The sequence below is a fragment of the Herpetosiphon geysericola genome, from assembly GCF_001306135.1.
Classification (GTDB): Bacteria; Chloroflexota; Chloroflexia; order Chloroflexales; family Herpetosiphonaceae; genus Herpetosiphon; species Herpetosiphon geysericola.
In genome coordinates this window covers 249,766-271,775 of record NZ_LGKP01000040.1, presented here as the reverse complement: position 1 = coordinate 271,775, position 22,010 = coordinate 249,766, and the positions used below count along the sequence as shown (strand labels likewise).

At 50.7% G+C, this 22,010-nt stretch carries 25 protein-coding genes; 15 read left to right on the top strand and 10 right to left on the bottom strand.

The genetic code is table 11. The features are described from left to right. Window positions 1-6 precede the first annotated feature (6 nt). Complete coding sequence (gene upp, locus SE18_RS25275; RefSeq protein WP_054537274.1) at window positions 7-627, bottom strand: uracil phosphoribosyltransferase; 621 nt, start codon at window positions 625-627, stop codon at window positions 7-9. A 361-nt stretch (window positions 628-988) separates the two neighbouring features. On the opposite strand from upp, the gene SE18_RS25270 reads away from it, so the two are divergent. The 4 genes from SE18_RS25270 to SE18_RS25255 are packed head-to-tail and all read left to right on the top strand — an operon-like array spanning window position 989 to window position 3,202. Beyond that, a complete protein-coding gene (locus SE18_RS25270; RefSeq protein WP_054537258.1) occupies window positions 989-1,687 on the top strand; it encodes a DUF4388 domain-containing protein in 699 nt (232 codons plus the stop codon). An 8-nt stretch (window positions 1,688-1,695) separates the two neighbouring features. Then, on the top strand, window positions 1,696-2,271 hold the full coding sequence (locus SE18_RS25265) for a GTP-binding protein (protein WP_054537257.1): 576 nt from the start codon (window positions 1,696-1,698) through the stop codon (window positions 2,269-2,271). Then, complete coding sequence (locus SE18_RS25260) at window positions 2,264-2,641, top strand: roadblock/LC7 domain-containing protein (protein WP_054537256.1); 378 nt, start codon at window positions 2,264-2,266, stop codon at window positions 2,639-2,641. The genes SE18_RS25265 and SE18_RS25260 overlap by 8 nt, the downstream gene beginning before the upstream one ends. Window positions 2,642-2,656: 15 nt before the next feature. Further along, window positions 2,657-3,202: a protoglobin domain-containing protein gene (locus SE18_RS25255; protein ID WP_054537255.1), complete on the top strand. Its 546-nt coding sequence runs from the start codon at window positions 2,657-2,659 to the stop codon at window positions 3,200-3,202. Between the two features lie 12 nt (window positions 3,203-3,214). Here SE18_RS25255 and SE18_RS25250 read toward each other — a convergent pair whose 3' ends face one another. Both SE18_RS25250 and SE18_RS25245 read right to left on the bottom strand, forming a co-directional pair. Continuing rightward, complete coding sequence (locus tag SE18_RS25250; RefSeq protein WP_054537254.1) at window positions 3,215-3,853, bottom strand: hypothetical protein; 639 nt, start codon at window positions 3,851-3,853, stop codon at window positions 3,215-3,217. A 3-nt stretch (window positions 3,854-3,856) separates the two neighbouring features. Next, on the bottom strand, window positions 3,857-4,738 hold the full coding sequence (locus SE18_RS25245) for an apurinic/apyrimidinic endonuclease family protein (protein ID WP_054537253.1): 882 nt from the start codon (window positions 4,736-4,738) through the stop codon (window positions 3,857-3,859). Window positions 4,739-4,946: 208 nt separating this feature from the next. Here SE18_RS25245 and SE18_RS25240 point away from each other — a divergent pair, with 208 nt between their 5' ends. From SE18_RS25240 to SE18_RS25215, 6 genes are all read left to right on the top strand, one after another. Further along, the gene (locus SE18_RS25240; protein ID WP_054537252.1) at window positions 4,947-5,618 is read left to right on the top strand and encodes an HAD family hydrolase; all 672 of its coding nucleotides are present in this window, start codon (window positions 4,947-4,949) and stop codon (window positions 5,616-5,618) included. Window positions 5,619-5,656: 38 nt separating this feature from the next. Beyond that, window positions 5,657-5,878 carry a hypothetical protein gene (locus tag SE18_RS25235; protein WP_054537251.1) on the top strand — a complete coding sequence of 74 codons (222 nt, stop codon included), beginning with the start codon at window positions 5,657-5,659 and terminating at the stop codon, window positions 5,876-5,878. Window positions 5,879-6,177: 299 nt separating this feature from the next. Further along, window positions 6,178-6,555 carry an aspartate 1-decarboxylase gene (gene panD / locus SE18_RS25230; protein WP_054537250.1) on the top strand — a complete coding sequence of 126 codons (378 nt, stop codon included), beginning with the start codon at window positions 6,178-6,180 and terminating at the stop codon, window positions 6,553-6,555. A 57-nt stretch (window positions 6,556-6,612) separates the two neighbouring features. Next, the gene (locus tag SE18_RS25225) at window positions 6,613-7,848 is read left to right on the top strand and encodes a molybdopterin molybdotransferase MoeA (RefSeq protein WP_160319555.1); all 1,236 of its coding nucleotides are present in this window, start codon (window positions 6,613-6,615) and stop codon (window positions 7,846-7,848) included. A gap of 17 nt (window positions 7,849-7,865) precedes the next feature. Beyond that, window positions 7,866-9,086: a phospholipase D-like domain-containing protein gene (locus tag SE18_RS25220; RefSeq protein WP_054537248.1), complete on the top strand. Its 1,221-nt coding sequence runs from the start codon at window positions 7,866-7,868 to the stop codon at window positions 9,084-9,086. Between the two features lie 13 nt (window positions 9,087-9,099). Next, entirely contained in the window at window positions 9,100-9,495 is a 396-nt protein-coding gene (locus tag SE18_RS25215; protein WP_054537247.1) for a hypothetical protein, read from the top strand. On the opposite strand, the gene SE18_RS25210 is transcribed toward SE18_RS25215, so the two are convergent. Genes SE18_RS25210 through SE18_RS25200 form a run of 3 tightly spaced genes read right to left on the bottom strand, consistent with a single transcriptional unit; the run spans window position 9,492 to window position 11,655 of the window. Then, window positions 9,492-10,520: an ATP-binding protein gene (locus SE18_RS25210; protein ID WP_054537246.1), complete on the bottom strand. Its 1,029-nt coding sequence runs from the start codon at window positions 10,518-10,520 to the stop codon at window positions 9,492-9,494. The two genes, SE18_RS25215 and SE18_RS25210, sit on opposite strands and share 4 nt — an antisense overlap. A gap of 8 nt (window positions 10,521-10,528) precedes the next feature. After that, window positions 10,529-10,816, bottom strand: coding sequence for a metal-sensitive transcriptional regulator (locus tag SE18_RS25205; RefSeq protein WP_054537245.1), 288 nt, complete (start codon window positions 10,814-10,816; stop codon window positions 10,529-10,531). 17 nt (window positions 10,817-10,833) lie between these two features. Beyond that, window positions 10,834-11,655 (bottom strand): alpha/beta fold hydrolase, encoded by an 822-nt coding sequence (locus SE18_RS25200; RefSeq protein ID WP_054537244.1) that lies wholly within the window; start codon window positions 11,653-11,655, stop codon window positions 10,834-10,836. Window positions 11,656-11,880: 225 nt separating this feature from the next. On the opposite strand from SE18_RS25200, the gene SE18_RS25195 reads away from it, so the two are divergent. Beyond that, a complete protein-coding gene (locus SE18_RS25195; protein WP_054537243.1) occupies window positions 11,881-12,483 on the top strand; it encodes an HD domain-containing protein in 603 nt (200 codons plus the stop codon). A gap of 2 nt (window positions 12,484-12,485) precedes the next feature. On the opposite strand, the gene SE18_RS25190 is transcribed toward SE18_RS25195, so the two are convergent. The 4 genes from SE18_RS25190 to SE18_RS25175 form a co-directional block, all read right to left on the bottom strand. Then, on the bottom strand, window positions 12,486-13,328 hold the full coding sequence (locus tag SE18_RS25190; RefSeq protein ID WP_054537242.1) for an anti-sigma factor family protein: 843 nt from the start codon (window positions 13,326-13,328) through the stop codon (window positions 12,486-12,488). Window positions 13,329-13,358: 30 nt separating this feature from the next. Continuing rightward, entirely contained in the window at window positions 13,359-13,946 is a 588-nt protein-coding gene (locus tag SE18_RS25185) for a sigma-70 family RNA polymerase sigma factor (protein WP_054537241.1), read from the bottom strand. 84 nt (window positions 13,947-14,030) lie between these two features. After that, on the bottom strand, window positions 14,031-14,933 hold the full coding sequence (locus SE18_RS25180) for a LysR family transcriptional regulator (RefSeq protein WP_054537240.1): 903 nt from the start codon (window positions 14,931-14,933) through the stop codon (window positions 14,031-14,033). Between the two features lie 116 nt (window positions 14,934-15,049). Then, window positions 15,050-16,792: a VWA domain-containing protein gene (locus SE18_RS25175; RefSeq protein ID WP_054537239.1), complete on the bottom strand. Its 1,743-nt coding sequence runs from the start codon at window positions 16,790-16,792 to the stop codon at window positions 15,050-15,052. 111 nt (window positions 16,793-16,903) lie between these two features. On the opposite strand from SE18_RS25175, the gene SE18_RS25170 reads away from it, so the two are divergent. The 4 genes from SE18_RS25170 to SE18_RS25155 all read left to right on the top strand — a co-directional run bounded on the left by SE18_RS25170 (window position 16,904) and on the right by SE18_RS25155 (window position 21,852). After that, on the top strand, window positions 16,904-18,289 hold the full coding sequence (locus SE18_RS25170) for a sensor histidine kinase (RefSeq protein WP_160319554.1): 1,386 nt from the start codon (window positions 16,904-16,906) through the stop codon (window positions 18,287-18,289). Between the two features lie 359 nt (window positions 18,290-18,648). Then, the gene (locus tag SE18_RS25165; RefSeq protein ID WP_152976756.1) at window positions 18,649-19,500 is read left to right on the top strand and encodes an alpha/beta fold hydrolase; all 852 of its coding nucleotides are present in this window, start codon (window positions 18,649-18,651) and stop codon (window positions 19,498-19,500) included. Continuing rightward, window positions 19,500-20,666 carry a glycosyltransferase gene (locus SE18_RS25160; protein WP_054537236.1) on the top strand — a complete coding sequence of 389 codons (1,167 nt, stop codon included), beginning with the start codon at window positions 19,500-19,502 and terminating at the stop codon, window positions 20,664-20,666. The genes SE18_RS25165 and SE18_RS25160 overlap by 1 nt, the downstream gene beginning before the upstream one ends. Further along, complete coding sequence (locus SE18_RS25155) at window positions 20,659-21,852, top strand: glycosyltransferase family 2 protein (protein ID WP_054537235.1); 1,194 nt, start codon at window positions 20,659-20,661, stop codon at window positions 21,850-21,852. Before SE18_RS25160 ends, SE18_RS25155 begins: the two co-directional genes overlap by 8 nt. Window positions 21,853-22,010: the final 158 nt, after the last annotated feature.

Genomic DNA, 22,010 nt, shown 5'->3' with positions numbered 1-22,010 from the left:
TCTTGCCTACGTTCCAAATTGGCGGTCACCTGCATCGCCCAAGCCTGGCACAATATAGCCTTGTTCGTTCAAGCGTTCGTCAAGTGCCGCCAAATGAATTTCCACATCGGGGTGAGCAGTTTGCAAGCGTTCTACCCCTTCAGGTGCGGCGATTAACCCCAAGAATTTAATCTTGGCAGCGCCCCAAGCCTTCAAAATATCAACCGCAGCAACTGCCGAGCCACCAGTTGCCAACATTGGGTCGAGAATCAAACATACATCAATATCAGGTTGAGCTGGCAATTTGTTATAGTAGGTAACTGGCTCAAGCGAATTATGGTCGCGATACAGGCCCAAGTGCCAGACATGGGCGGTTGGCAAAAGGTCAATCACTGGCTCGACCATGCCCAAGCCTGCACGCAAAATTGGAATCAAACCAATGCGAGCACCGATTGCATGGCCTTCCATCGAGCCTAAAGGAGTTTGAATTGTATAAGGTGCAAGCGGCATATCGGCAGTTGCTTCATAAACCAAAAATTGCGAGATTTCGCGCACCAATTCGCGAAATTTCTTTGGTTCGCTTTCAACGCGCCGCAGTAACGCCAATTTATGTAAGACCAATGGATGTGATGATACATGTAAGCCCATAACAACCTCAATACTAAAAAACTGCAGATCGTGGCTATTGTATCCCATCTTGACAAACCCCTCTTAGGCATGGTTCAATCAACCCAGCACGTTATACCTTCGCTCCTCTCCATGGAAACGTCTTCTAGTACTTCCATCCCAAGCGTAACCTTACCCCTGCATAGCCATAAAGAGTATTGACATATCATAGACGGATACATCCAGTTGCGGCCATAATAGAGTTGTTATTTTTCTTACGTCGATGCCTGCAATTAAGCCTGCTAGAAAATATATTTGTTCCAGTTATGTATTATTTTTGTACAGAATATGGACAAAACCTAGACAACATCGACTGGTTGTACTGCGCAAAAAGGAGACGGCTATGGCTCTCGAAGGTAATTTTGCTGATATGCCATTAATTGATTTGATGCATGTATTTCATCATGGGCGCAAAACTGGTCGTCTACTGATTGCAAATGCTCCATTCAAGGCGATGTTGTGGTTTTTTGATGGCGCGATCATCAATGCAGGGGTGGTCAAAAATACCTCCCACGAACGAGTAACATGTGGTGAGCAAGCGGTGTTTGATATGCTGGCGTGGGATGATGCCCAATTTGTCTTTTTGCCACCAAACCCGCAAGAAACGGTCAGCGTGCAAATTCAGCGTTCAATTGATTGGCTGATTATTGAAGGCTTGCGTCGCCGCGACCAACCACAACGCTTGGCTGGCACAACGAAACTTCAGCCAACCTCGCGTTTGCGCTTGGTGCCAAAGCTCAGCCAAGCCAGCGACATCACCCTGACCCTCGAAGATTGGCGCATTCTGAGCCAATTGGTCCAAGAATTAAGCGTGGCCGAACTCGTTGAAGCCACTGGTTGGAATTACGATCAAACCCTCAATGTCTTGCATCGTTTGATCGCCTTGAACTTGGTGGAGGTGTCTAGCGAGATTGTTGTTTCTCAGCGTTCGCTTAGCCCAGTCTTGATGGCTCCAAACCCTGAACATATGGTTGAAACTCGGGTGCGGGGGTTGGTTCAAGCTATCAAAGCGCGGCTGCGTCGTACCAGCGCTAGTGCGTAGGAGTGACAATGGTCAATTATAAAATTGTTATCACGGGAGCATACGCGGCGGGTAAATCGCAATTTATTCGCACAGTCAGCGAAATCGAGGTTGTTGATACTGATGTTCCCGTGACCCATACCGAAGAAAAAGAACTCAAACATCATACGACGGTTGGCTTGGATTTCGGCACATTGACGATTGATGCCGAACAACGCTTGCTTTTATTTGGCACGCCTGGTCAAGAACGTTTTGATTTTATGTGGGAAATTTTAGCTGAAGGATGTTTGGGCTATATTGTTTTAGTTGATAGCTGTCGACCAGCCCATTTTAACGAGACAATTGTTGTATTGGAACGCTTCGCGGCCATGACCCCCGTGCCATTTGTGGTTGCCGCCACCAAACAAGATTTACCTGGGGCCTTGCCGCCAACGTATATTCGCCGCCGTTTAGGGCTACCAAACGATATTCCGATCCTCGCTTGCGTTGCAACTGATTATGCTGCGGTAAGCGATGTTATTTCAACCTTATTAGATCGAATCGACGTTTTAGCCCAAGCTTCATCCTCCTCGCCTGTAACTCACAAGGAGCATTCTCATGGCTAGTCGTTCGGAACAAATTAATACTATTTTAGGCCAATTGGTTACCAATAATGGTAACGATATTAATGGGGCCGCATTAATTAGTTCAGATGGGATTTTGATTAGCTCGCGCATGTCGGCTGATGTTAATGCCGACCGCATGGGAGCGATTGCAGCCACCATGATGGGGGTCACGACCCGCGTGGTTAACGATTTGAAAATTGGTAAGGCCAACGAGGCCATTGTTAACGCCGAAAGTGGCTATCTCTTGGTCATGCCCGTAGCTACCCAAATGATTCTGGCGATCATTCTGCGTCAACATGCCAATCTTGGCATGATTCGGATTGAAGCGCGGGAAACTGGTCGGGCAATCGCCGAACTGATGAGTGCTTAATCAAGGAGGTAGCTCATGGCAGATCGTCAAAGTTGGGGCGTGAAGGGCACGGCCATTCTCACCGAGTTGGTCAAAATGATGGATGTTTCTGCTGCTGAAGCGCAATTGCTCGGCGGCTTACACGAGCGAGCCAAAGCCCAAACCAAGGATTTTACTGATGCGTTTTACAAGCGCTTGCTTGGTCACGCCGCGACCGCTGAATATCTCGATGGCGTTTCGGTCGAACGCTTGACGGGCATGCTGGGAACATGGTTTAGCGATTTGTTTCGCGGGACGTATGATGAAGCCTATGCCCAACAACGCCTAAAAATTGGCGAAATTCATGTGCGCATTGGCTTGCCTGTGCGCTATCCGTTGGCGATGCTGGATATTATTATGCCGTTTGGTGAGCAGATTGCCGCTACTAGCAGCGACCCCGCTAATGCAATTATTGCCTTCCGCAAAGTGCTAGCCCTCGATGTAGCGCTGTTTAATCAAGCCTACGAAGATAACCAATTGGCCCATTTGGCCGATTTGGTTGGCGGCGAGCGCCTTGCCCGTTTGTTGCTTGCTGGTCAATAGATTGAAACTAGCTCAATTGCGGCGTTGTAAGGCGCGAATTTGGGCTAAGCAGCCAGCAAAATCCCAAATTAAATCCTCATGTTCGAGGCGTAAAACTCGCTCACCAATCTGGATCTCAAGCTGATTGAGCAATGGAATCAGAATACATGTGCCTTGCGGCGGCGTATTACCATCGTGTAAGCGCCGTCGCGCTACGTTCATGCCCTCGCTGATGAGTTGTTGGCTTAGTTGCTCGATTAAGCTATCACCTAGCCATAAATCGTTGATCTGTTTGGCGTGAATGAATTGCTGCCAATTGGTGCTAATAAAGGTAATCCGCCGAAAGCGCTGGGCCTTAATTGGCTGAGGCAAGCTTTGCAACGGGCCAATTTGCAGCCGCCAATAGCGCTCTTGAGCACGCGGATGCTCTGGCTGTTCAGGGATAAGCTGGCTACGAGTGGCTTGGCTTACATGATTAATTTCTGCATACCAGCGAATTTGGCCGCCCTCAGCGCCAAACGCCTTGGTTTGATACCATGCCAAAATGCCAGCAGCCATCCGCCGTGGCGCATGCGCCAACGGAACCCGATACCAATGTTGGTCTTGAATTCGCTGCCAATCTGCTTGGTTATTCAAAACTGCAACTAAAACTGGCGTAATGGCTTCTGGCATACGCTACTCCACATCAACTATTTCAGGTGCAAAGCGTTGGAGATCGCTGCGCGCTCGTTCAAGCGCCAAATCTCCAGCCTTAACCTCAAGCATTAGATCGTAATCACGCTGGAATGGCAAACGTAGCAGGCTGATTAATTCAAATGGATTGGCCAAATCGCTGTGTTCATGCCAGGTTGGCAACAGCAATTGCTGGCGTTGACTAAGCCGAATTTCGGTTCTTGGTGAGCTAAAATGCACTTTGGGCTTGCGTTGGCTTGGCCAAGTCGCTAGCGCATATTCCAATCCAGCGGCAGCATTGAGTTGGGCTGGGTTGTAAAGCTGATGATGCAGCCAATCGAAAATAACCGGAATTCTGGTTTGAGCATGAATGTGCAATGCATCGAGCAAGCTCCACACGCGGCCATCGGCCTCTAGGGCTAAGCAATTGAGAACTGTAGAATCAAGCTGCTGTAAACTGGCAACCGTTTGGGCCAAAGCCCAAGCGCGATCACCATACTGTGCCCCAATATGGACCACAATCACTGGATCATGGCTGCCAAGCTGGATCAAAAAGTCTGCTGCACTAGTTAAATAATTCAGCGCATACTGGCGAATATGCTGATCATGGCTATTGAGCAGCACATTGCTTGGCGCATGATAGGTTAGGCGAATTTTGGCTTGTTGAGCATAATTGCCAATTAACTTGAGTTGGTCGACGGCTTTGGGCCAGCTATTCAGCAATTCATAGGGCCAAGCTGGCAAGCGATAACAATTAATTTGCTGTTGGTCGAGATAGCGCAGCACATCGTAAAGATACAAAACCCATTGGCTTAGGCCTTGCTGGTTGGGCGCTTGTAAATCAGCTCGTTTTAAAATGCGGCCACTTAGGCCAAGATAGCGCATGGGTAACTCCACAAAGGCTGGTTTGGGTGAAGATTGCCAGCCTCTGTGGAATGGATGCTATGCAAAACATAGCTGGTAAATCTATTCACTCACCTTGGTTAGATACACTTGATCACGATTTTTGGCATGGATTGCTGAGCAATTTGCGAAACTGCTCAAACGTTGCATAATAGCTGTTTAGATTCGTTGCTTACGCTAGGAGTCGGCGGTGGTTAATTCGCAGCAGATTCAATTATTGGCTTTCGATTTAGATGGAACGTTGGTCGATTCGGCGCAAGGGATTGTAGATACGGTCAATCAAGTGCTGGCTGAACATGGCTTTGCTGGGGCTGAATATCGCCAGATTGCGCCATGGATTGGCTTGCCATTGCAGGTTTTTTGGGAACGCTTGACCGATTTTCTGCCTGAAAACTATGCCATTTTGACCGAGCGCTATCGTACAATCTATCGTGAAATTGCGATTCCGAGCAGTCGCTTGTTTGTAGGCGTGGCCGAAACCATCAGCGAATTAAAATCGGCTGGCTATCGTTTGACGATTGCTAGCTCGAAAATTACCCCAGTGAGCGCTGCTGTATTGCAGCAAGTTGGCTTATTTGAGTATTTTGATTTGCTGATGGGCAACGATTCGGTAACTCAGCCAAAACCGCATGCCGAGATGCTGGAAAAAACCTTGGCCTATTTTGGCTTGAATTCAGCTCAAGCGCTGATGATTGGCGACACGACCCACGATATTACGCTTGGCCATAACGCCCAGGTTGCCAGCGTGGCGATTACAACAGGCACGCATGATGTGGCAACGCTCAGCGCAGCCCAACCAGCAGCAATTTTAAACCAGTTGCGTGAACTGCCAGCTTGGTTGGCTCAAAGCGCGCAACGCTGAATGGTACAATAGAGCTATTACTTGAATTGGAGGATTGTATGCCACAATATAAAAATCGGATGTATCGCAAGGAATGGCTTTCGGAACGCCGCAAATTGGCCCGCGCCTTGGAAGGCCTCGAACAAAATTGGGATCTTGAGGCTGAAGGAATTGTGTTGCCAACCGATGACGATGGCACTGCCCTGAGCGTTGAGCAATTGCGCGAACGCATTGCTGATCTTGATGGTAAGCTCGAACGCTATCCTAATCCGCAAAAATAACTCTTGTTGGCTCATGCGCTATTTTTGCTGCGTTCTTGATTTTATCGATTGGCTAGATGTGTTTCGCCACCCTTCCGTCCCTCCGCCGGAGGGAAACGCAGGTTTTCATACCCCTGCACCCACTAGAGGGCGATTAGAGGGCGGCAATCGATCGCCGATGGCTAAAAATTCTACAAATGCAATGTTTAGATTAGCAAAAATGACTTGCGTTAGACTACTGACAGCCGTATCATGATGTATGGCGGCGACTGTTGATCGATGGGATGAACAGCGGCGACCAACCTAAGGAGTAATCAACGATGATTCGTACCCTCGTGCATGCCAAAATTCACCGCGCCACCGTCACTGGGGCAGACCTCAATTATGTTGGTTCGATAACCATTGATGAGGATCTTTTGGAAGCAGCGGGAATTTGGCCATTTGAACGGGTTCAAGTAGTCGATGTTAATAATGGTGCGCGGCTCGAAACCTATGCAATTGTAGGCGAACGTGGCTCGGGCACAATTCAACTCAATGGTGCTGCGGCGCACTTAGTCAATGTTGGCGATTTGGTGATTATCATGGCCTATGCCCAAGTTGATGCCAAGCCCGAAGAATGGGAGCCAACCGTGGTCTTTGTTGACGAACAAAACGCGATTACCGAGGTCAAGGCGTTGCAGCCTGCTGGTGGTCGTTAGTTGTTGTGAGGAGTGTGCCATGGATTGGGTTTTGGCCCATCCATGGCCTTTTTTTATATGAGCTTACTTGCTGTTGCTGATGCTCAAGCGGCGATTCTTGAGCGTATGACCACCCTCGCCAGCGAATCAATTGAATTGACTGCGGCCTTGGGTCGGGTGCTGGCCAGGCCAATGTATGCCGATCGCGATGCACCGCCGTTTGCCAATTCGGCTATGGATGGCTATGCGGTGTTGGTTGGCGATGTGGCTCAAGCCAGTGCCGATCAGCCTGTGGCTTTGCAGATTATTGAGCGGGTTGCGGCGGGAGCGGTGCCAACGCATGAATTGCGGGCTGGCAGCGCAATTCGGATTATGACTGGTGCCCAAGTTCCGGCTAATGCTGAAGCAGTTGTGCCCTTTGAGGAAACCGACGAAGGCCAACCCAACGCCCAACCCGATGTTGTGCGGATGTTTCAAGCAACCCAACATGGCAGTAATATTCGGCCAGCGGGTGAGGATATGCAGGCTGGAGCCTTGGTTTTAAACGCTGGGCAGGTCTTGCATGCTGGTAGCATTGGGGTTTTGGCTACGATTGGCGCGGCCCAAGTGCCAGTGTTTCGCCAACCACGGGTGGCAATTATTGCAACTGGCGATGAGTTGGTTGATGTTGGCATTGAGCCAAACCCTGGCCAAATTCGCAACTCGAACGGCTATGCGAATGCTGCTCAAGTGCGCGAAGCGGGAGCAATTCCGATTATCATGCCAATTGTGCCTGATAATGCTGAGGCCTTGCGCGCAATTTTAGCCCAAGCAGTGGCCGAAGCAGATGTATTGCTGACCTCTGGCGGCGTGTCGGTTGGCGATTATGACTTGGTCAAGCAGATTTTGAACGAAGTTGGCAAATTGGAATTTTGGCGCGTGCGCATGCGCCCAGGCAAACCTTTGGCCTTTGGCTCAATCAATGGCAAACCAATTTTTGGCTTGCCTGGTAATCCCGTTTCGGCCATGGTTTGTTTTGAGCTATTTGTGCGGCCTGCGTTACGCAAAATTGGTGGCTATCAACAGCTATTTCGGCCTAGCGTTTGGGCCAAATTGCTTGATGCCGATTTAGAAAGCAACGAACGGCGCCAATATTTGCGGGTGATTGTTAAAAGCAGCGCTGAAGGCTTGACCGCTGAATTAACCGGTGCCCAAGGATCAGGCTTGGTTAGCTCGATGGCACGAGCAAACGGCTTGTTGATTGTGCCAGAGGCAAGTCGTGGCATTATTCGTGGTGAATACGCCGAAATTGTGTTGTTTGGCGAACTGCACTAGTTGATGGAGTACGGCGGATGCCATTTGAATCATTTCAAGATCTGATAACGATGCTGGTGGTGATCGTCGTACTCCAAGTGAGCTTGGCTTTTTTGTTGATTGGCGTGCGCAAATGGCGACCAACCAGCTATAAGCGCTATCCACGGATTAGCCTGCCGCCAACCAGCGACGATCGCCATGAATTTCAGTTGTATATGTCTGGTGAAGAGTTGTTTCCGGCGATGCTGCAAGCTATCGAATCGGCGCAACGCTTGATTTTGCTCGAAACCTTTATCTTCAAAGGCGATGAATTAGGCCAAAAATTTCGTGATGCCTTGATGCGCAAAGCCCATAGCGGCGTGGCCGTGTATGTGATTGTCGATGGTTTTGCGAATTTGGTGGTGCCGCGCAAATTCAAAAAGTTTCCTGCTGAAATTCAGCTCTTGACCTATCCTGCATTCCCAAAGCTATCGCAAATTTTTGATATTGGCTCGTATGCCCGCGACCATCGCAAACTGTTGGTCGTCGATAACGATGTGGCCTTTATTGGTGGCTATAATTTGGGCGAATTGTATCGCACTGAGTGGCGCGACACCCATGTGCAAGTGCGCGGGCCGATTGTGAGTAATTTGGCCGAGATGTTTGCTTCGCAATGGAATCGCTATCGGCGACGCCTGCCTCGGCTTAACATCGACCTTGATTTGGAATGGCAATCGACAGTGCGGGTGCAGCGCAATGATGCTGGGCGCTTGGTGTTTCCAATTCGTTCGATGTATCTCGATGCAATTGAACGGGCCGAGCGGTTTGTCTACATTAGCAACGCCTATTTCATTCCCGATCGGGCGATTTTAGAGGCTTTGGTGCTCACAGCGCGGCGTGGGGTTGATGTGCGGATTTTGGTCCCAGCTGAATCGAACCATGTATTGGCTGATTGGCTGGCGCGCCATTATTTTGAATTTTGCCTGCGCCATGGAATTAAAATTTTTCTATATGAAAACGCCATGATTCACGCCAAAACCGCGACGATTGATGGCATTTGGTCGACGGTTGGCACGGCCAATCTTGATCGGCTGAGTTTGGCAGGCAACCACGAAATTAATCTTGAAATTTACAATGCGGCCTTTGCTGAGCGTATGGAAGCAATTTTTGCCTGCGATATGACCAATGCCCGCGAATTAACCTTGGCTGAATGGATTCAGCGGCCGTGGTATACCAAAGCTGCCGAGTTGGTGCTTTCGCCGCTGTGGCCGATTTTATAGAAATGGAGCAAGCATGCTCAAACGCAATGAATCGTTGGCTTTTGGCCGCCCATTTTTGATTACGGTGATTGCGATTGGCTATGTGCTGACCGCAATGGTTGAGGTTGGGGTGGCCTTATTGGGGCGTGTGCCAGCTTTTTTGGAACAATTTATCTTGTCGGAAGATCCAATTGTGCTGGTTGTGACCGCATGTTTTCAAGTTGTGATGGGGTTGGCGCTCTTTCAAGGCTGGCGCGTGATGTGGTGGGTGGTGATTGTTAGCGCCTATGTTTCGATTGGTGGCTACATTTTAGATGGTTTATTGGGCGAGCGCTGGGCTTGGGGCGGTATGTTGTGGAATGTGATTGTGCTGGCCTATATGAATTCGCGTGATGTGCAAGCATTTTTTGGCCGCGAAGTCTATTATTAAGCTTGCAAGACTTGGGCAATAAGGCCTTCCTCAGTTTCGTGCTGCTTCAGAAAATCGCTGAGATGTGGGCTTTGGCGCCAGCGCAAGGCCATTGGGGCAACTGCTTTGATGTCGTTGGGCGTAGCGCGAAGGCGATCGTCGGCGGCAGCGCGGGCGCGGGCAGCTTCGAGCAACACAATTTCGGCCCGATGCGAAGGAATTGCCAATTGAGTGATGATCTGCATTGCATAGCGTTCAGCAGCTTTGGTTAAATGAACGTTGGGCAGCAAATCGCGCGCTTTGAGCACATCGAGCCGCAGTTGGGTGGTTGCTTGGGCATAGGCCAGCCGAAACGCCGTTCGATCTTGGCGAAAGGCGATTGCACGGCGATAAATTTCAAGCCGTTCGCGAGCGGTTGGTTGGGGACCAACCCAAACCCGTAAACCCAAACGATCCAAGATTTGGGGCCGTAGCCGACCTTCCTCTGGATTCATCGAGCCAATTAAGACCAAGCGACTTTGATAGAGTTTGACCATTGCGCCGCGGCGCACAAAGGTTTGGCCTTGGGCTGCTGCATCGAGAATCGCATCGATCACCGCATGATCAAGCAAATTAATTTCATCGACGTACAGCAAATTATTGTTGGCGCGGGCCAAAATTCCTTCTTCGAGCACCACCCGTTGTTGTTCGATGGCGACGCGCTCGTTCATACCGCCGACCACATCCTCTAAGCGGGCGTTGAGTGGCAGTTCGATTAAGCGCATGAGGTCATCTTTGAGCCGCGATTCGCCGCGTTCGAGGTAGTCGAGGCAAGTTGGGCAGAGATCGCTATCGTCGTCGGGCGGGCAATTATTCTCGCAGCGCGAGCGTTTGACCAAGGGCATAATATCGAGCAAGCCGCGCACGGCGGTAGTTTTACCCACGCCATAGGGGCCGCTTAACAAAACCCCACCCACAGCGGGATTGACCAAAGCCAAGGTAAGCGCGGTTTTCAGCTCGCTTTGGCCGACAATGCCCAGCAATGGATAGGGTAGTAACTCATTCATAGGGGTGGTTATTTCTCGCTAACGCTGCGGGTTGCCGCAAAAATTTCGAGAATTTCGGTAATGGCCTGTTCGCGTTCGCCCTCGTTGGGTGAGCGAATTGCGTTGGTAACGCAGGTTGCGAGATGGCGTTCGAGCACGAGGGCATCAACTTTTTCGAGTGCGCGACGAATGGCTAAGGTTTGGCGCAGCACATCGATACAGTAGGCATCCTCTTCGAGCATGCGTTGCACGCCACGCACATGGCCTTCGATACTTTTGAGTCGCCGAACTAAGGCTTCAGTTTGTTCATCAATCATGAACTTGACCTAACTACCTATGCTGCTTCAGCAGCAGCACGGGTTTCGTTGACTGGCCGTTTTAAGAAGGCGTGAAGCACCTTGTTAAATTGGGCTGGCTCGTCAAGGAAGGGAAAATGGCGACTTTCTGGCATCACAAATACTTGCGTGTTGGCCATATCGCGTTGTAAGAAAATATCGGCCTGATTTGGGTTGACAATATCGTCGCGAGCGCCGTGGACGACCAAGGTTGGAACCGTCAATTGTTCCAGTTCAGGCCGCAGATCGGTGCGCATCATCGAGCCAACGGCGCGGCGCAAACTTTCCTCGGTTGGCTTAACGCTATCGTCGAGAATTTCGCTATAGGCGGTATCGCTAACATTGCCTAAGAACCAGCGAAACAAAAACTTGGTAACGACTGGCACGCGCGCCATTGCTCGCGAAACATACTGATTATCGGTGAGTTTAAGCAAGCCTGAAAGCGATGTACCAACGATGGGAGCACCAATAGCCGCAACTCGGCTAATCCGATTGGGGTGGCGGATTGCAGTTTTGAGCGCGACCATTCCGCCCATGGAGTGGCCGACTAGCGGCACCTTATCGATGCCCATGGCATCCAAAAATCGAATCACTTGATCAGAGAAATTGGTAATGCTAATGCTCTTGGCAGTACTTGTTTTATCTGAATCACCAAAACCCCAAAAATCGAACGAATATGTGCGGAAATCTTTGGAAACGAATTCCATCGTCGGCATCCAGTATCGCCACGAACCGAGCCAGCCGTGGAGAAATAGGACTGGACGACCACGCCCAAAGGTCTCGTAATGCACAACTTGGTCATCAATGACGATTACGCTCATGGTGATGCTCTCACGTTGCAGACTGCTGTCAACCAAACTATACCATACCGCCTAAAGCTCGGCAACGCAGCATTGCTTGCTAAAATGGGTTGTGGTTGAGTGGTCGCTGTAGTGTACCTGCGATAAGACGTTTATGTCAATTCTCAAAAGTAGGGTCTACCCAGGTGACAGATGGGTTGGTTTTGGTGGGTAACAGATCATTTTAGCCTTGCAGGAGATAGTTTTATGCCAGATTTTCGGGCCCAAATTCAGGCCTATATTCGTGAGCAAGCTCTGCCGATCGATAAATATAGCCATCAGCCACGACTTTATCAGTTGGCGACAACCCTTGGTGAAGGCTTGGCGTATGATGACGATGTGGTGTATGCGGCAGCATGGTTGCACGATCTTGGGGTCTTTATCGGCCATCGGCCTGCTGACCCAGCAGCATTGGCTGCTTGGGATAATGTGGCCTATGCTATGCAGCAAGTGCCTGCGCTATTGCAAGAATGGCAATTCCCCAGCGCCAAAATTGCGGCGGTAGTGGCGGCGATTGGCCAACATCTCCCACAGGATGAGCCAACCAGTATTGAAGCCAGTTTATTGCGTGATGCCGATATCTTGGAGCAACTAGGGGCGGTAGGAATCTTGCGGATTGTGAGCAAAGTTGGCCGTGATACGCGCTATCGAACATTTGGTGATGCATTGGCGACCTTAGAGCACAATCTGCACCATTTGCCGAGCCAACTACGCCTTGCCAGTGCGCGGCGTTTGGCGGAAGCGCGAATTGCGGTGCTAGCCCAATTTATTAGGGCTGCCCAAGCAGAAGCGCAAGGACAGCCGTGGTAGATTTAGGCTTGTTTATGCAGTTTGAACCAGTAGCCCATAGCGAACGCTAAGCCAATCCCCAGTACGAGTGCGATGCTGAACCAGAGCAATAGTGATGATTCAGACTCGGCTGCTGGTGCAGGAGCTGTTTGCTCAAGCACCTGATCCTTGAGCACTGGCGGCTCCAAGCTGATTGTATCAGGCGATGAGGTATCATTGCGCTCGATCAATGGTTGGTTCAAGCTATTGCCTGCTATGGCGGTTGCTTGCTCAGGGCTGATGCTCCGAGCCATATCGCTTGTATCGCTCATTGGACCTGAGCCAGCAGCGTATGGTTGGGCCGGCGGTGGATAGGCTCCACTCATTGCATCGGCAGCGCCACCAGTTGGTTCTTGCAGCAGCGCCATCTCTGGGGTTGGCATGGCTGCGCTTCTTCCCGTGCTCATTGGTGGCGCTACAGGACTCTCGTTTTCGGCTTGTTGGGATTGAACAGCTGCTGATTCAGTGCTCATTATGCGCGATTCAGGAGCCATGGTCATTGCTTGCTCAGCCTGATTGCTGAGCTGTAAGCCAACGGTCAGCATTAAAGCGAATACGCCAACCACCGTGACCCAACGTGTCCAGCCGCTGAGCCAGAAGCTGCGTTTGGGCGCATGGAGAGCGGGATCGAGCGTAAAGCTGCGTGGTGGTCGAACAGGCGGGAGGTCTTGCAACAACGCCTGCATCGAGCGCAACTCGGCAAATTCGGCAGCTAAACTAGGGTCGTGCTCAAGCTGTTGATCCAACTGAGCTTGCTCGGCGGCGCTAAGCTGACCATCGAGGGCTGCCGAAAGAAGTTCTTGGTGTTGTTCAGATATTGGTGTCATTGCATACCCACTTGTGTCGTCATATCAAGCTTAACGTTCGGCAGTTGGCAAAAGTTCCCGACTTTTAAGATAATCGCGCAACTTTGCTCGTGCTCTGCTGAGCCGCGATTTGACTGTGCCCAGTTGGGTATCAGTAGCTGCTGCGATTTCCTCATAGGCAAAGCCTTGAATATCGCACATAATTAACACTGCGCGTTGATCTTCGGGCAAGGTTGCCAAGCCTGCTTGGATTGCTGCTTGCAACTCGCGATTGATCATATGTTGATCGAGTGGCAGCGATTGATCTTCAAATTGCTCGCCTGGGCTATCATCGTCGCCAGCAAGCATTTGATCCATCGAGCTGGTGCGGCGGCGTTTTTGGGCGCGCAACACATCGTAGCACGCGTTGGTGGCAATGCGCAGCAACCAAGCAGCAAATGAGCCTTCGCGAAAGCGTTTAATTGCCTTAAATGCCGAGATAAAGGTATCTTGGGCCACATCGGCAGCGCTATCGCTATCGCCCAGCATGCGATAGGCCAAGCCATAGACCCGCCCTTCGTACATACGCACTAATTGATTGAAGGCTTCAACGTCGCCAGCTTTGGCGGCGCTCACCCATTGTCGTTCTGCATCGGTCATGCAGGCCATTCCCCCAAGCCCATAACGGGTTCTGCTCCAAAAGGTGGTCGGAAGCAATAGCTCGTATCATATCATATCAAGGCTTCATTCGTTAGTATCAGGCCCCAACGGTTTGCGCAAGAGATCGAGGAACAATTGGGCTGCATTCGTAATATGGCGATCGCGATGATGCACCACATTATAAACCCGCCGTGTTAGCATATTGGCCAAATGCAATTGGCGCAAACGCCCAGCCGCTACTTCGCGGCGCACGGCCATGGCTGGCACTAAGGCGATGCCTAAGCCAACTTCAACCGAGCGCTTGATCGCCTCAAGATTGCCAAGCACAATTGGCTGTTTGGGGCGAATTTGCTGCTTGGTGAGCAACTCGCTGACGCTCGCTTGCAAAGCAGAGCCTTCTTCACGCAAAAGCATGCGTCGCCCATGCAAGGCTTCGAGATTAATTTGTTTCAAGCGTGCCCAAGGATCATCAGGGCTAACAATGACCACCAATTCGGTGCTGAGAAACGGCATCACAATTAATTGATTATGGCTAATCGGCGAACCAACCAGGGCCAATTCAAATTCACCAGAAATAACTTGGGCCAGCAATTGCTCGGTGTTGCCAGTGCCGATGTGGACGACAAATTCTGGGTGTTCCCAGTTGAAGCGTTGCAGCAAATCGGGCAGCGCATAGGTGGCCAAGGTATTGCCAACGCCTAAAAGCAAGGTGCGTTCGCTTTGGCCAGCAGCGGCACGCACCGCCTGTTCTGCAATCCGTTCGAGCGCAATCATTTGTTCGGCATGGGGTAAAAGCGCTCGTCCAGCAGCGGTTAGCTCGATGCCACGGCTTAGCCGCTCGAACAAACTTACGCCTAACTCGCGTTCAAGGGTCTGAATTTGTTGGCTAACGGTCGGCTGTGTGAGATCGAGTTGTTCAGCAGCGCGAGTAAAATTGCGGCTTTGGGCAGCGGCCACAAACATGCGCAGTTTTTGTAAATCCAGCATTTGGGTGTTCTCATAGGTGCGATTGTGGTTTGCACTGTAGCACAATTTTAGCCCAAAACAAAAATCGCAGCATTGGTTAAGATGCTGCGATTGAAAACATGCTGTAGGTGAGAAGGTTAAGGCTTGTTATAGGTGCGTTCTTTGGTGACTAAGCGGCCATCGCCAGCATCGACCTCGACCTTGAGCTTAATTTCAGCGCCGCTTGGATAACTATCAGGCACGCTGAAACTGGCTCGATATTGGCCAGCGACTTCTTGGGCAACCTCCCCGTAGAAGCCGGTCAATTGCTCTTTAGATGGGGTTTGGTAGATCATCGCTTTGGTATCGCGTTGTAAATCTTCCAGCAATTTGCCATCAAATTCTGGGCTGGTTAGGCCAATAATATAGGTTGGAATTTTGGCTTTGGCTGCTTTGGTCACAATGCTATCGTAATTATCGCCTTTGCTGGCGGTATCAGCGCCATCAGAAATGAGCACGATGAAGGTTCGGCCTTCTGCACGGCGTAATTGGGTATAGCTAATTGCCAAAGCATCATAGATTGCGGTTTGGCCTTCAGCTTTAAGCTCGGTAATGCTTTGGCGCACCGCGCCAATATCGTCGGTTAATGAGTGATCAACCGTCACCATTGTGCCAAAGTGAATTAAGCCAAGCTTGGTGTTTGAGGGCAGGCGTTCAATAAAATCGAGGGCAGCTATTTTGGCTGCATCTAAGCCGCCGTCAGTCAAGCCTTCTTTGCTAGGCCCCATACTCCCGCTGGTATCAATCACCAACATAATATTGAGCGGATCGCGAATCTTCGAGAGATTGACCCATGAGAAGTTCTCAATTTTATTATTATTTTCAAACACGCTGACATTTTGGCGTGGAACATCGGTTACAACCCCAGTCGGGCGCATGATGCTCAGATACATATCAATTTCAGGATAGCGCGTATCGTCAATTCGATTAACCTCAACCTCATTGATATCGCTGAGGATGGCCAAGCCTGTGCCAGGTTTATCTGGTTGGAAATCGGTGCTTGGGCCAGCACCTGCTGAGGCCTTGCCAAACTCAGTATCCGGCACTGAGTTCTTCTGCGATAAACCATAGATGATTAATAAGGTTACGATTGCCGTGCCAATTGCCCCGACCAGCCATTTCAGCTTTGAAGGTTTCTTTTTAGCAGGTTGAGCAACTTTGCCCGATAACCAATCTTGAATTTGTTGGCCAAGCTCTTGGGCGTTTGGGCGTTGTTTTGGATTGGCGGCGGTTGCTCGTTGTAAAATGCTCGCCAAGCGGCCATCAATTGCTGGTAACATGGCCAAAGGATTGCCTTGGGGGGCAAATTGGCCGCTAAGCATCCATGCAATCAAGGCCCCAATATAATAGCTATCGCTTTGCGGGCTTGGCTGTTCGTTGACTGGTAATAATTGAGCAGGAATCGGCCCGGCTTTTTGGCCTTGGCTGGGATCGATTTTAGGTGCAATTGTGCCTTGAGAGCCAAGGTCGAGCAAACTTGGCCCATACAAATTGCTACTGGTTAGCGCAGTACGCTGGCGATGATTAAATTCGGCGGTTTCGATCAGACCTAAGGCATATTGGGCGGCAACTGGGGCCGGAAGGCTGCCAGCTGTATCCAAAAGTTGTTGCAGCGACAAAGCCTGAACATCTAAAATAGCAACTTCGCTGCCTGCCTGCTCGGCAATTTGCACCACCATTTGTTGTTTGCGCAAGGCATCGGGAATGCGGCTTTCCCACCAAACGAGGTAGGGAATACCTGCTTTTTTGGCCATAAAAAAACGCCGATGGCTCGACTGCTTGCCACAAGCACCGATGATTTCGAAGGGCGCGGGCAGGTGCGGATAGGTTAACGTAGACATTGCCTCTACACTTTCTACATCAAGTTTCATTTAAGGGGAGAAATTTTCTCAAAAGCGATTATATCATGCCATGCAAGTGGCTAGCTATGCGATAATGCTGCTATGAAAAAAGTGCATCGACCTAAAATTGTAACCTTAGCTGTACGCCTCACGATCACGATGGTGGCGGTTAGTGTTGTGCCTTTAGCATTAATCGCGATTATTATTCTCATGGGTGTTCGGATCAGCGAAGCAGATCGGCGCAGTGTTGAATTAAATAATCAGCTGGAGTTGTATATTGCCTTTGCTGAGCAACTGATAGCCAGCGATGGCGATTTACAATCGGCAACTAATATTCTGCTGAGTCGGCCAATTGGCAATGGCGATGGCGCAATTCGGGTCTTTGGCAGCGCAGGCCAAATTTTTGGGGCCAATGGCTCGAACTCGGCGTTTCCAAGTCGGGCTGCTGCTAGCCAATTTGTAACTAGTATCCCAACCGTGTTTGTGGGCGAGGCTCGTGGGCGACGTTATGTGGCAGGTCAAGTGCGTTGGCAGCAAAAGGTTGTGGGGGTCGTTGAGGTTTCGCAAAGTGTTACCGACGAAGATCGCTTATTGCGCGTGCTGGGCCGCTTTGTCTTTATTTCGATTGCTTTGGCCTTTGCGGCTGCCTTTTTAGGGTCGTCGTTGGTAGCCCGTTGGTTGGCGCGGCTCATTGGCCAATTGCGCACAACTGCCGAGCAAGTTGCCAATGGTGATCTGACCGAACGGGCGCTTGAACGTGGCCCTTCGGAAATTATCCAACTTGCCCGTTCAATCAATACCATGACTGACCAATTGGCCGAGCGTTTATCGCGGATCGAGCACCAATCGGAAGCGCAACGGCGGTTTTACCGTGATGTTTCGCACGAGTTGCGCACGCCGATGATGGCCTTGGGCGGCTACTTGGAAAATATCGAGGATGCAGAGAACGCCGACGAACAAGCGCAATCGATTCAGGCAATGCAGGCCGAAATTGCGCGGCTTGCTCGTTTGGCCGATGAGCTTTTGCGCACCGATGCCCAACCAAGCCTGACCCTCGGCCCCAAGCAAAGCCTTGATCTTGGCGAAATGATTTATGAATTGGTGCAGAATTTGAGTGGGCGGGCGCAACGGAGTGGAGTTGAATTGCTGGCCCAAGTTCCGCCGCGTCCAATTATCATCGATGCTGATCGTGATCGGTTGAAGCAAGCCTTGTTGAATTTGTTTGATAATGCCTTGCGGGCCACGCCTCCAGGCGGCCAAATTATTATGCGGGTCAGCTTAACCGCCGATCAAGTTGTGATCGATGTTCAAGATACTGGCGAGGGTATTCCGGCGGCTATGCGTGAAGCAATTTGGGAGCGTGGCGTGCGTGGCGCTGAGGGCGGTTCGGGCCTTGGCTTGGCGATTGTGCGGGCGATTCTGCGCGCCCACGGCGGCGATGCAGTGCTGATTCCCAGCGAGCAAGGCGCACATATTCAATTAAGCCTGCCAATTTAATGCTTTGAATAAGTGACAGGTTTTAAAATGCCATTCGCCTCAAATTCTAGAGTGAGGTAACAGGCTGTGACAATTGTGAGCGTGAGCCATGCCAACATCATGCTGCGCACATTGTTGTGGGCTTGAAGGCTAGCCCAATGCTGAATCAAACGAGCGTCAAACATGCTGGCAAATACCAGCCATAAACCATGCTTTGCCAGCGTGGTTGTGGTCGATCAATGTCTGCTACTGTGACGCTATCCATTGCAAAACTCCTGCATAAAAAGGCTTAGAATGAGTGTAGCAAGCCTAAGCGAGCAGCTAGAGCAACTTTGCAGCAATTTAGGCGCAGCAGTAGCGCAACTTGAGAGGCAGCCTGAATGATTCAGCATGAGTATGAGCAGTTAATGAGCGCTGCCGATTGCCAAACCTGTTATCAGCAAACCCTTGAGCGCTATCCAGTGCAACGGGTGTGCATCAACGGCCACGAATGGGAAATTTGTGATACTGGCGGTAATTTGCCTGGCTTGTTGATTTTGCCTGGTGGCTTGGCGCGCGCCGATTTGGCTTTTCGTTGGCTGGATCGTTGCCAGCAGCGCTATCGGGTACTTAGCCTCGCCTACCCCAACACAATTGATAATCTCGCAGATTTGGCGGCCAATCTGCAAGCCTTATTCGATTATTTGCAATTTGAAGCTGGCTGGATTGTGGCTGGCTCGTATAGCGGCTTGATTGCCCAAGCCCTGTTGCACTATCGCCCGCAATTGGCCCAAGGCTTGCTGCTTTCGGATACTGGCGTGCCGCGGCGTGGGCGTTGGCTTTGGCTCAGTTTGCTGCATCCACTGGTCGCGATCTTGCCATTGGGCTTGGTGCGTTGGCTGTTTTGGCGCGGCACTCAGCAATTTTTGCAGCCAATGGCCACCATGCTGCGGCCTTTTTGGGCTGAGCGGTTGCAGCAAAATCTGCAAAAAATGCAACGCCACGATTATCTGAGCTTGTTGGGTTGGTGGCGCGAGCTGGATTGGCATTTGGGTGCGGCGCGTTGGCATGGCAAACTGGCCATGATTGTGGCTGAACACGATGGCTTGTTTGGGCGGCGCGATCAAGCATTATTGCGCCAGTATTACCCGACAGCGAGCTATTATCGCGTGCCGCAGGCTCAACATTGTGCTTCGCTAGCCCAAATTGATGAATATATTGATTATGCGTTGGCGCAGATTGAGGCGACATAATGCGATTGTTGGCCCTGTGGTATTTGCTTGATCGTTGCTGGCGTTGGTTGATGTTGCGGCGTTTTTTTGCCAAGCCCAAGCCTGCCGAACCCGCTGTTTGGCCAAGCATTGATTTAATTCAGCCTTTGACTCATGGCGTGTTCGATTTGGCCACAACGTTGGAGCAACGGCTGAAGTTGCGCTATTCTGGCCAGCTTAATCATTACTGGGTGGTTGATCGCGCTGATCAGGCAACATTTGCAATCTGCGCGGCCTTACAGAAAAATAATCCAACCCATGCAATTACCATTTTGCAAATTGAGCCTGATTGGGGCCGCCTAGCCTCGAAATTGGGGAAAATGCGGGCAGCGTTGGCCCACGCCCAAGCAGAGGTTGTCTGGTTTGTTGATGATGATATAACCTTGCCGCCTGATGGCTTGCGCCAAGCGATTCCCTACTTGTTGCAGTCGCAGGTTGGGGCGATTTTTGGCTTGGCTTGTTATACGAATTGGCAAAATTTGCCTTCTGCGTTGATGAGCAATTTTGTGAACGCCAATGCCTTACCAAGCTACGTGGGCTTGGCGGCGTTGACCGAGCCATACACGATTACTGGGCATCAATTTGCCTTGCAACGCAGCGTATTTGAGCAAATTGGTGGTTTTGAAGCAATGGATGGGCGGATTGATGATGATCATGAGTTGGCACGGCGGGTGCAAGCGCATGGCTTACGCAATCTACAAACGCCATTAATCTACACAGTCGATAATTATTTTGCCACTCTCAAGGCCTATGGCTTGCAGATGGAGCGCTGGTTTACAATTCCGCGGGTGTCGATGTTGCCTGAGCTTAAACAGCGCGACAAGTTCGTAACTGGCCTGACCAGCGTTGCTCAGCCGATTCCGCCGCTGTTGGCGTTGGCAAGCCTGCCTAATCCAAAGCTGCGGCCTTGGTTGCTGGCCTGTTTGGCGGCGCAATTGAGCTTGCATGTTTGGCAAATGCGGCGTTATTGCCAACAAGCAACGCCGTGGTGGGCTTGGCCTTTGAGCATTTTGGGAACACTGCTTGACCCATTGCTGATGCTCTGGGGCTTGCTTGGCGATGACACCATTGTTTGGCGTGGCGAGCGCATGCGGTTGCGGCATTTGGCAGCAGCGCAGTGGCTGGGCAAGGAGCAAAATCATGATTAAACGGATTTGGTTGCTGTTATGTGGCTTAATGCTTGGTCAACGTTGCTGGAAGTGGTGGCAAGTTTGGCGCTTTTTTCGCAAGCCTACGCCTCAATCGCAGCGCGAGCCAGCGACAACCTTAGTGAGTTTGCTTCAGCCAATATTGAGCGGCGACCCGCATTTATCTACATGTTTACGCGCCAACTTGGATGCGCCAAGCAGCTATGCGCGCGAATGGTTGTGGCTGATTGATGATAACGATGCGGTAGCGCAGCAACTTTGCCACGAACTGCAAGCAGAATATGCCAACCAAACAATTCGCATTATCAGCTTGCCTGCTCCTGCAGAGCGCGTAAACCCCAAAACCTTCAAGTTGATTGCTGGTTTGGCGCAAGCCCAAGGCCAGATCATTTGCGTGCTCGATGATGATACCAGCCTACCAGCCTATGGCTTGGAAGCGTGTTTGCCATGGCTGGATCAAGCGGGGGTTGGCTTGGCGTTTGGCTTGCCCTACTATCGCTCATTTGATAATGCGTGGTCGAGTTTGGTGGCGCTGTTTGTTAATAGCAATAGTTTGCTGACCTATGTGCCCTATATTCAAGTCAGCGAGCCATTTACGATTAATGGCATGTTCTATGCGTTGCGGCGCGATGTGCTAGAGCAATTGGATGGTTTCAATGGCCTAGAGCATATTTTGGCCGACGATTTTGCGGTGGCCCAGCGGGTTAAACAGGCTGGCTTGGGCTTGCAGCAAACCAGCATGCGCCATGCAATTCGCACGACCGTGACCAATGCTCAGCGTTATCGCAGCTTAATTCAACGCTGGTTTATCTTTCCGCGCGAATCGTTGTTGCGCCATTTGAATCGGCGCGAACGTAGTTTATTGTTTTGTTTGGTAATTGTGCCAACCCTGTTTCCCTTGCTTTTGGCAGTGGTGACTGTGGTGCGCCCAAGCCAACGCCAGCGCTGGTTTAGTGCAATCTACACGCTGCTTGGGCTATTGAATTTTATCCAAATCGATCAGCACTATCTTGCTAAATCCACGCCACGGCGTTATTGGCTGCTTGTGCCATTTTTAGAATTGCTAATTCCAGTGCAATTGATTCAGGCATTGCTGGCCCCGCAACGCATTGTTTGGCGCGGCCATGTGATGGATGTGGAAAAAGGCGGCGAATTTCGGTTTGTGCAGCGTCGGGATGCGCAATAAGGTTTGATCCACGAAAAGCACGAAGGAACACGAAGCGCGAAACCGCGAAGAACGCAAAGAGCACGAAGAAGGGCTATTGGATTTTGACTTTCATGCTTCAGCTCTCATAATTTAGCCTTCGATGCTTTGTGCCTCTGCGTTAAAAACCAGCCGTTTTA

Bases quoted from the DNA above. Each gene is read 5' to 3' on its own strand.
- SE18_RS25155 (WP_054537235.1), top strand. From the start codon at position 20,659: ATGATTAAACGGATTTGGTTGCTGTTATGTGGCTTAATGCTTGGTCAA.
- SE18_RS25215 (WP_054537247.1), top strand. From the start codon at position 9,100: ATGCTCAAACGCAATGAATCGTTGGCTTTTGGCCGCCCATTTTTGATT.
- SE18_RS25185 (WP_054537241.1), bottom strand. From the start codon at position 13,946: ATGACCGATGCAGAACGACAATGGGTGAGCGCCGCCAAAGCTGGCGAC.
- SE18_RS25255 (WP_054537255.1), top strand. From the start codon at position 2,657: ATGGCAGATCGTCAAAGTTGGGGCGTGAAGGGCACGGCCATTCTCACC.
- SE18_RS25250 (WP_054537254.1), bottom strand. From the start codon at position 3,853: ATGCCAGAAGCCATTACGCCAGTTTTAGTTGCAGTTTTGAATAACCAA.
- SE18_RS25265 (WP_054537257.1), top strand. From the start codon at position 1,696: ATGGTCAATTATAAAATTGTTATCACGGGAGCATACGCGGCGGGTAAA.
- SE18_RS25245 (WP_054537253.1), bottom strand. From the start codon at position 4,738: ATGCGCTATCTTGGCCTAAGTGGCCGCATTTTAAAACGAGCTGATTTA.
- SE18_RS25160 (WP_054537236.1), top strand. From the start codon at position 19,500: ATGCGATTGTTGGCCCTGTGGTATTTGCTTGATCGTTGCTGGCGTTGG.
- SE18_RS25210 (WP_054537246.1), bottom strand. From the start codon at position 10,520: ATGAATGAGTTACTACCCTATCCATTGCTGGGCATTGTCGGCCAAAGC.
- SE18_RS25180 (WP_054537240.1), bottom strand. From the start codon at position 14,933: ATGCTGGATTTACAAAAACTGCGCATGTTTGTGGCCGCTGCCCAAAGC.
- SE18_RS25235 (WP_054537251.1), top strand. From the start codon at position 5,657: ATGCCACAATATAAAAATCGGATGTATCGCAAGGAATGGCTTTCGGAA.
- SE18_RS25205 (WP_054537245.1), bottom strand. From the start codon at position 10,816: ATGATTGATGAACAAACTGAAGCCTTAGTTCGGCGACTCAAAAGTATC.
- SE18_RS25220 (WP_054537248.1), top strand. From the start codon at position 7,866: ATGCCATTTGAATCATTTCAAGATCTGATAACGATGCTGGTGGTGATC.
- SE18_RS25270 (WP_054537258.1), top strand. From the start codon at position 989: ATGGCTCTCGAAGGTAATTTTGCTGATATGCCATTAATTGATTTGATG.
- SE18_RS25200 (WP_054537244.1), bottom strand. From the start codon at position 11,655: ATGAGCGTAATCGTCATTGATGACCAAGTTGTGCATTACGAGACCTTT.
- SE18_RS25175 (WP_054537239.1), bottom strand. From the start codon at position 16,792: ATGTCTACGTTAACCTATCCGCACCTGCCCGCGCCCTTCGAAATCATC.
- SE18_RS25225 (WP_160319555.1), top strand. From the start codon at position 6,613: ATGAGCTTACTTGCTGTTGCTGATGCTCAAGCGGCGATTCTTGAGCGT.
- upp (WP_054537274.1), bottom strand. From the start codon at position 627: ATGGGCTTACATGTATCATCACATCCATTGGTCTTACATAAATTGGCG.
- SE18_RS25260 (WP_054537256.1), top strand. From the start codon at position 2,264: ATGGCTAGTCGTTCGGAACAAATTAATACTATTTTAGGCCAATTGGTT.
- SE18_RS25195 (WP_054537243.1), top strand. From the start codon at position 11,881: ATGCCAGATTTTCGGGCCCAAATTCAGGCCTATATTCGTGAGCAAGCT.
- SE18_RS25165 (WP_152976756.1), top strand. From the start codon at position 18,649: ATGATTCAGCATGAGTATGAGCAGTTAATGAGCGCTGCCGATTGCCAA.
- panD (WP_054537250.1), top strand. From the start codon at position 6,178: ATGATTCGTACCCTCGTGCATGCCAAAATTCACCGCGCCACCGTCACT.
- SE18_RS25190 (WP_054537242.1), bottom strand. From the start codon at position 13,328: ATGACACCAATATCTGAACAACACCAAGAACTTCTTTCGGCAGCCCTC.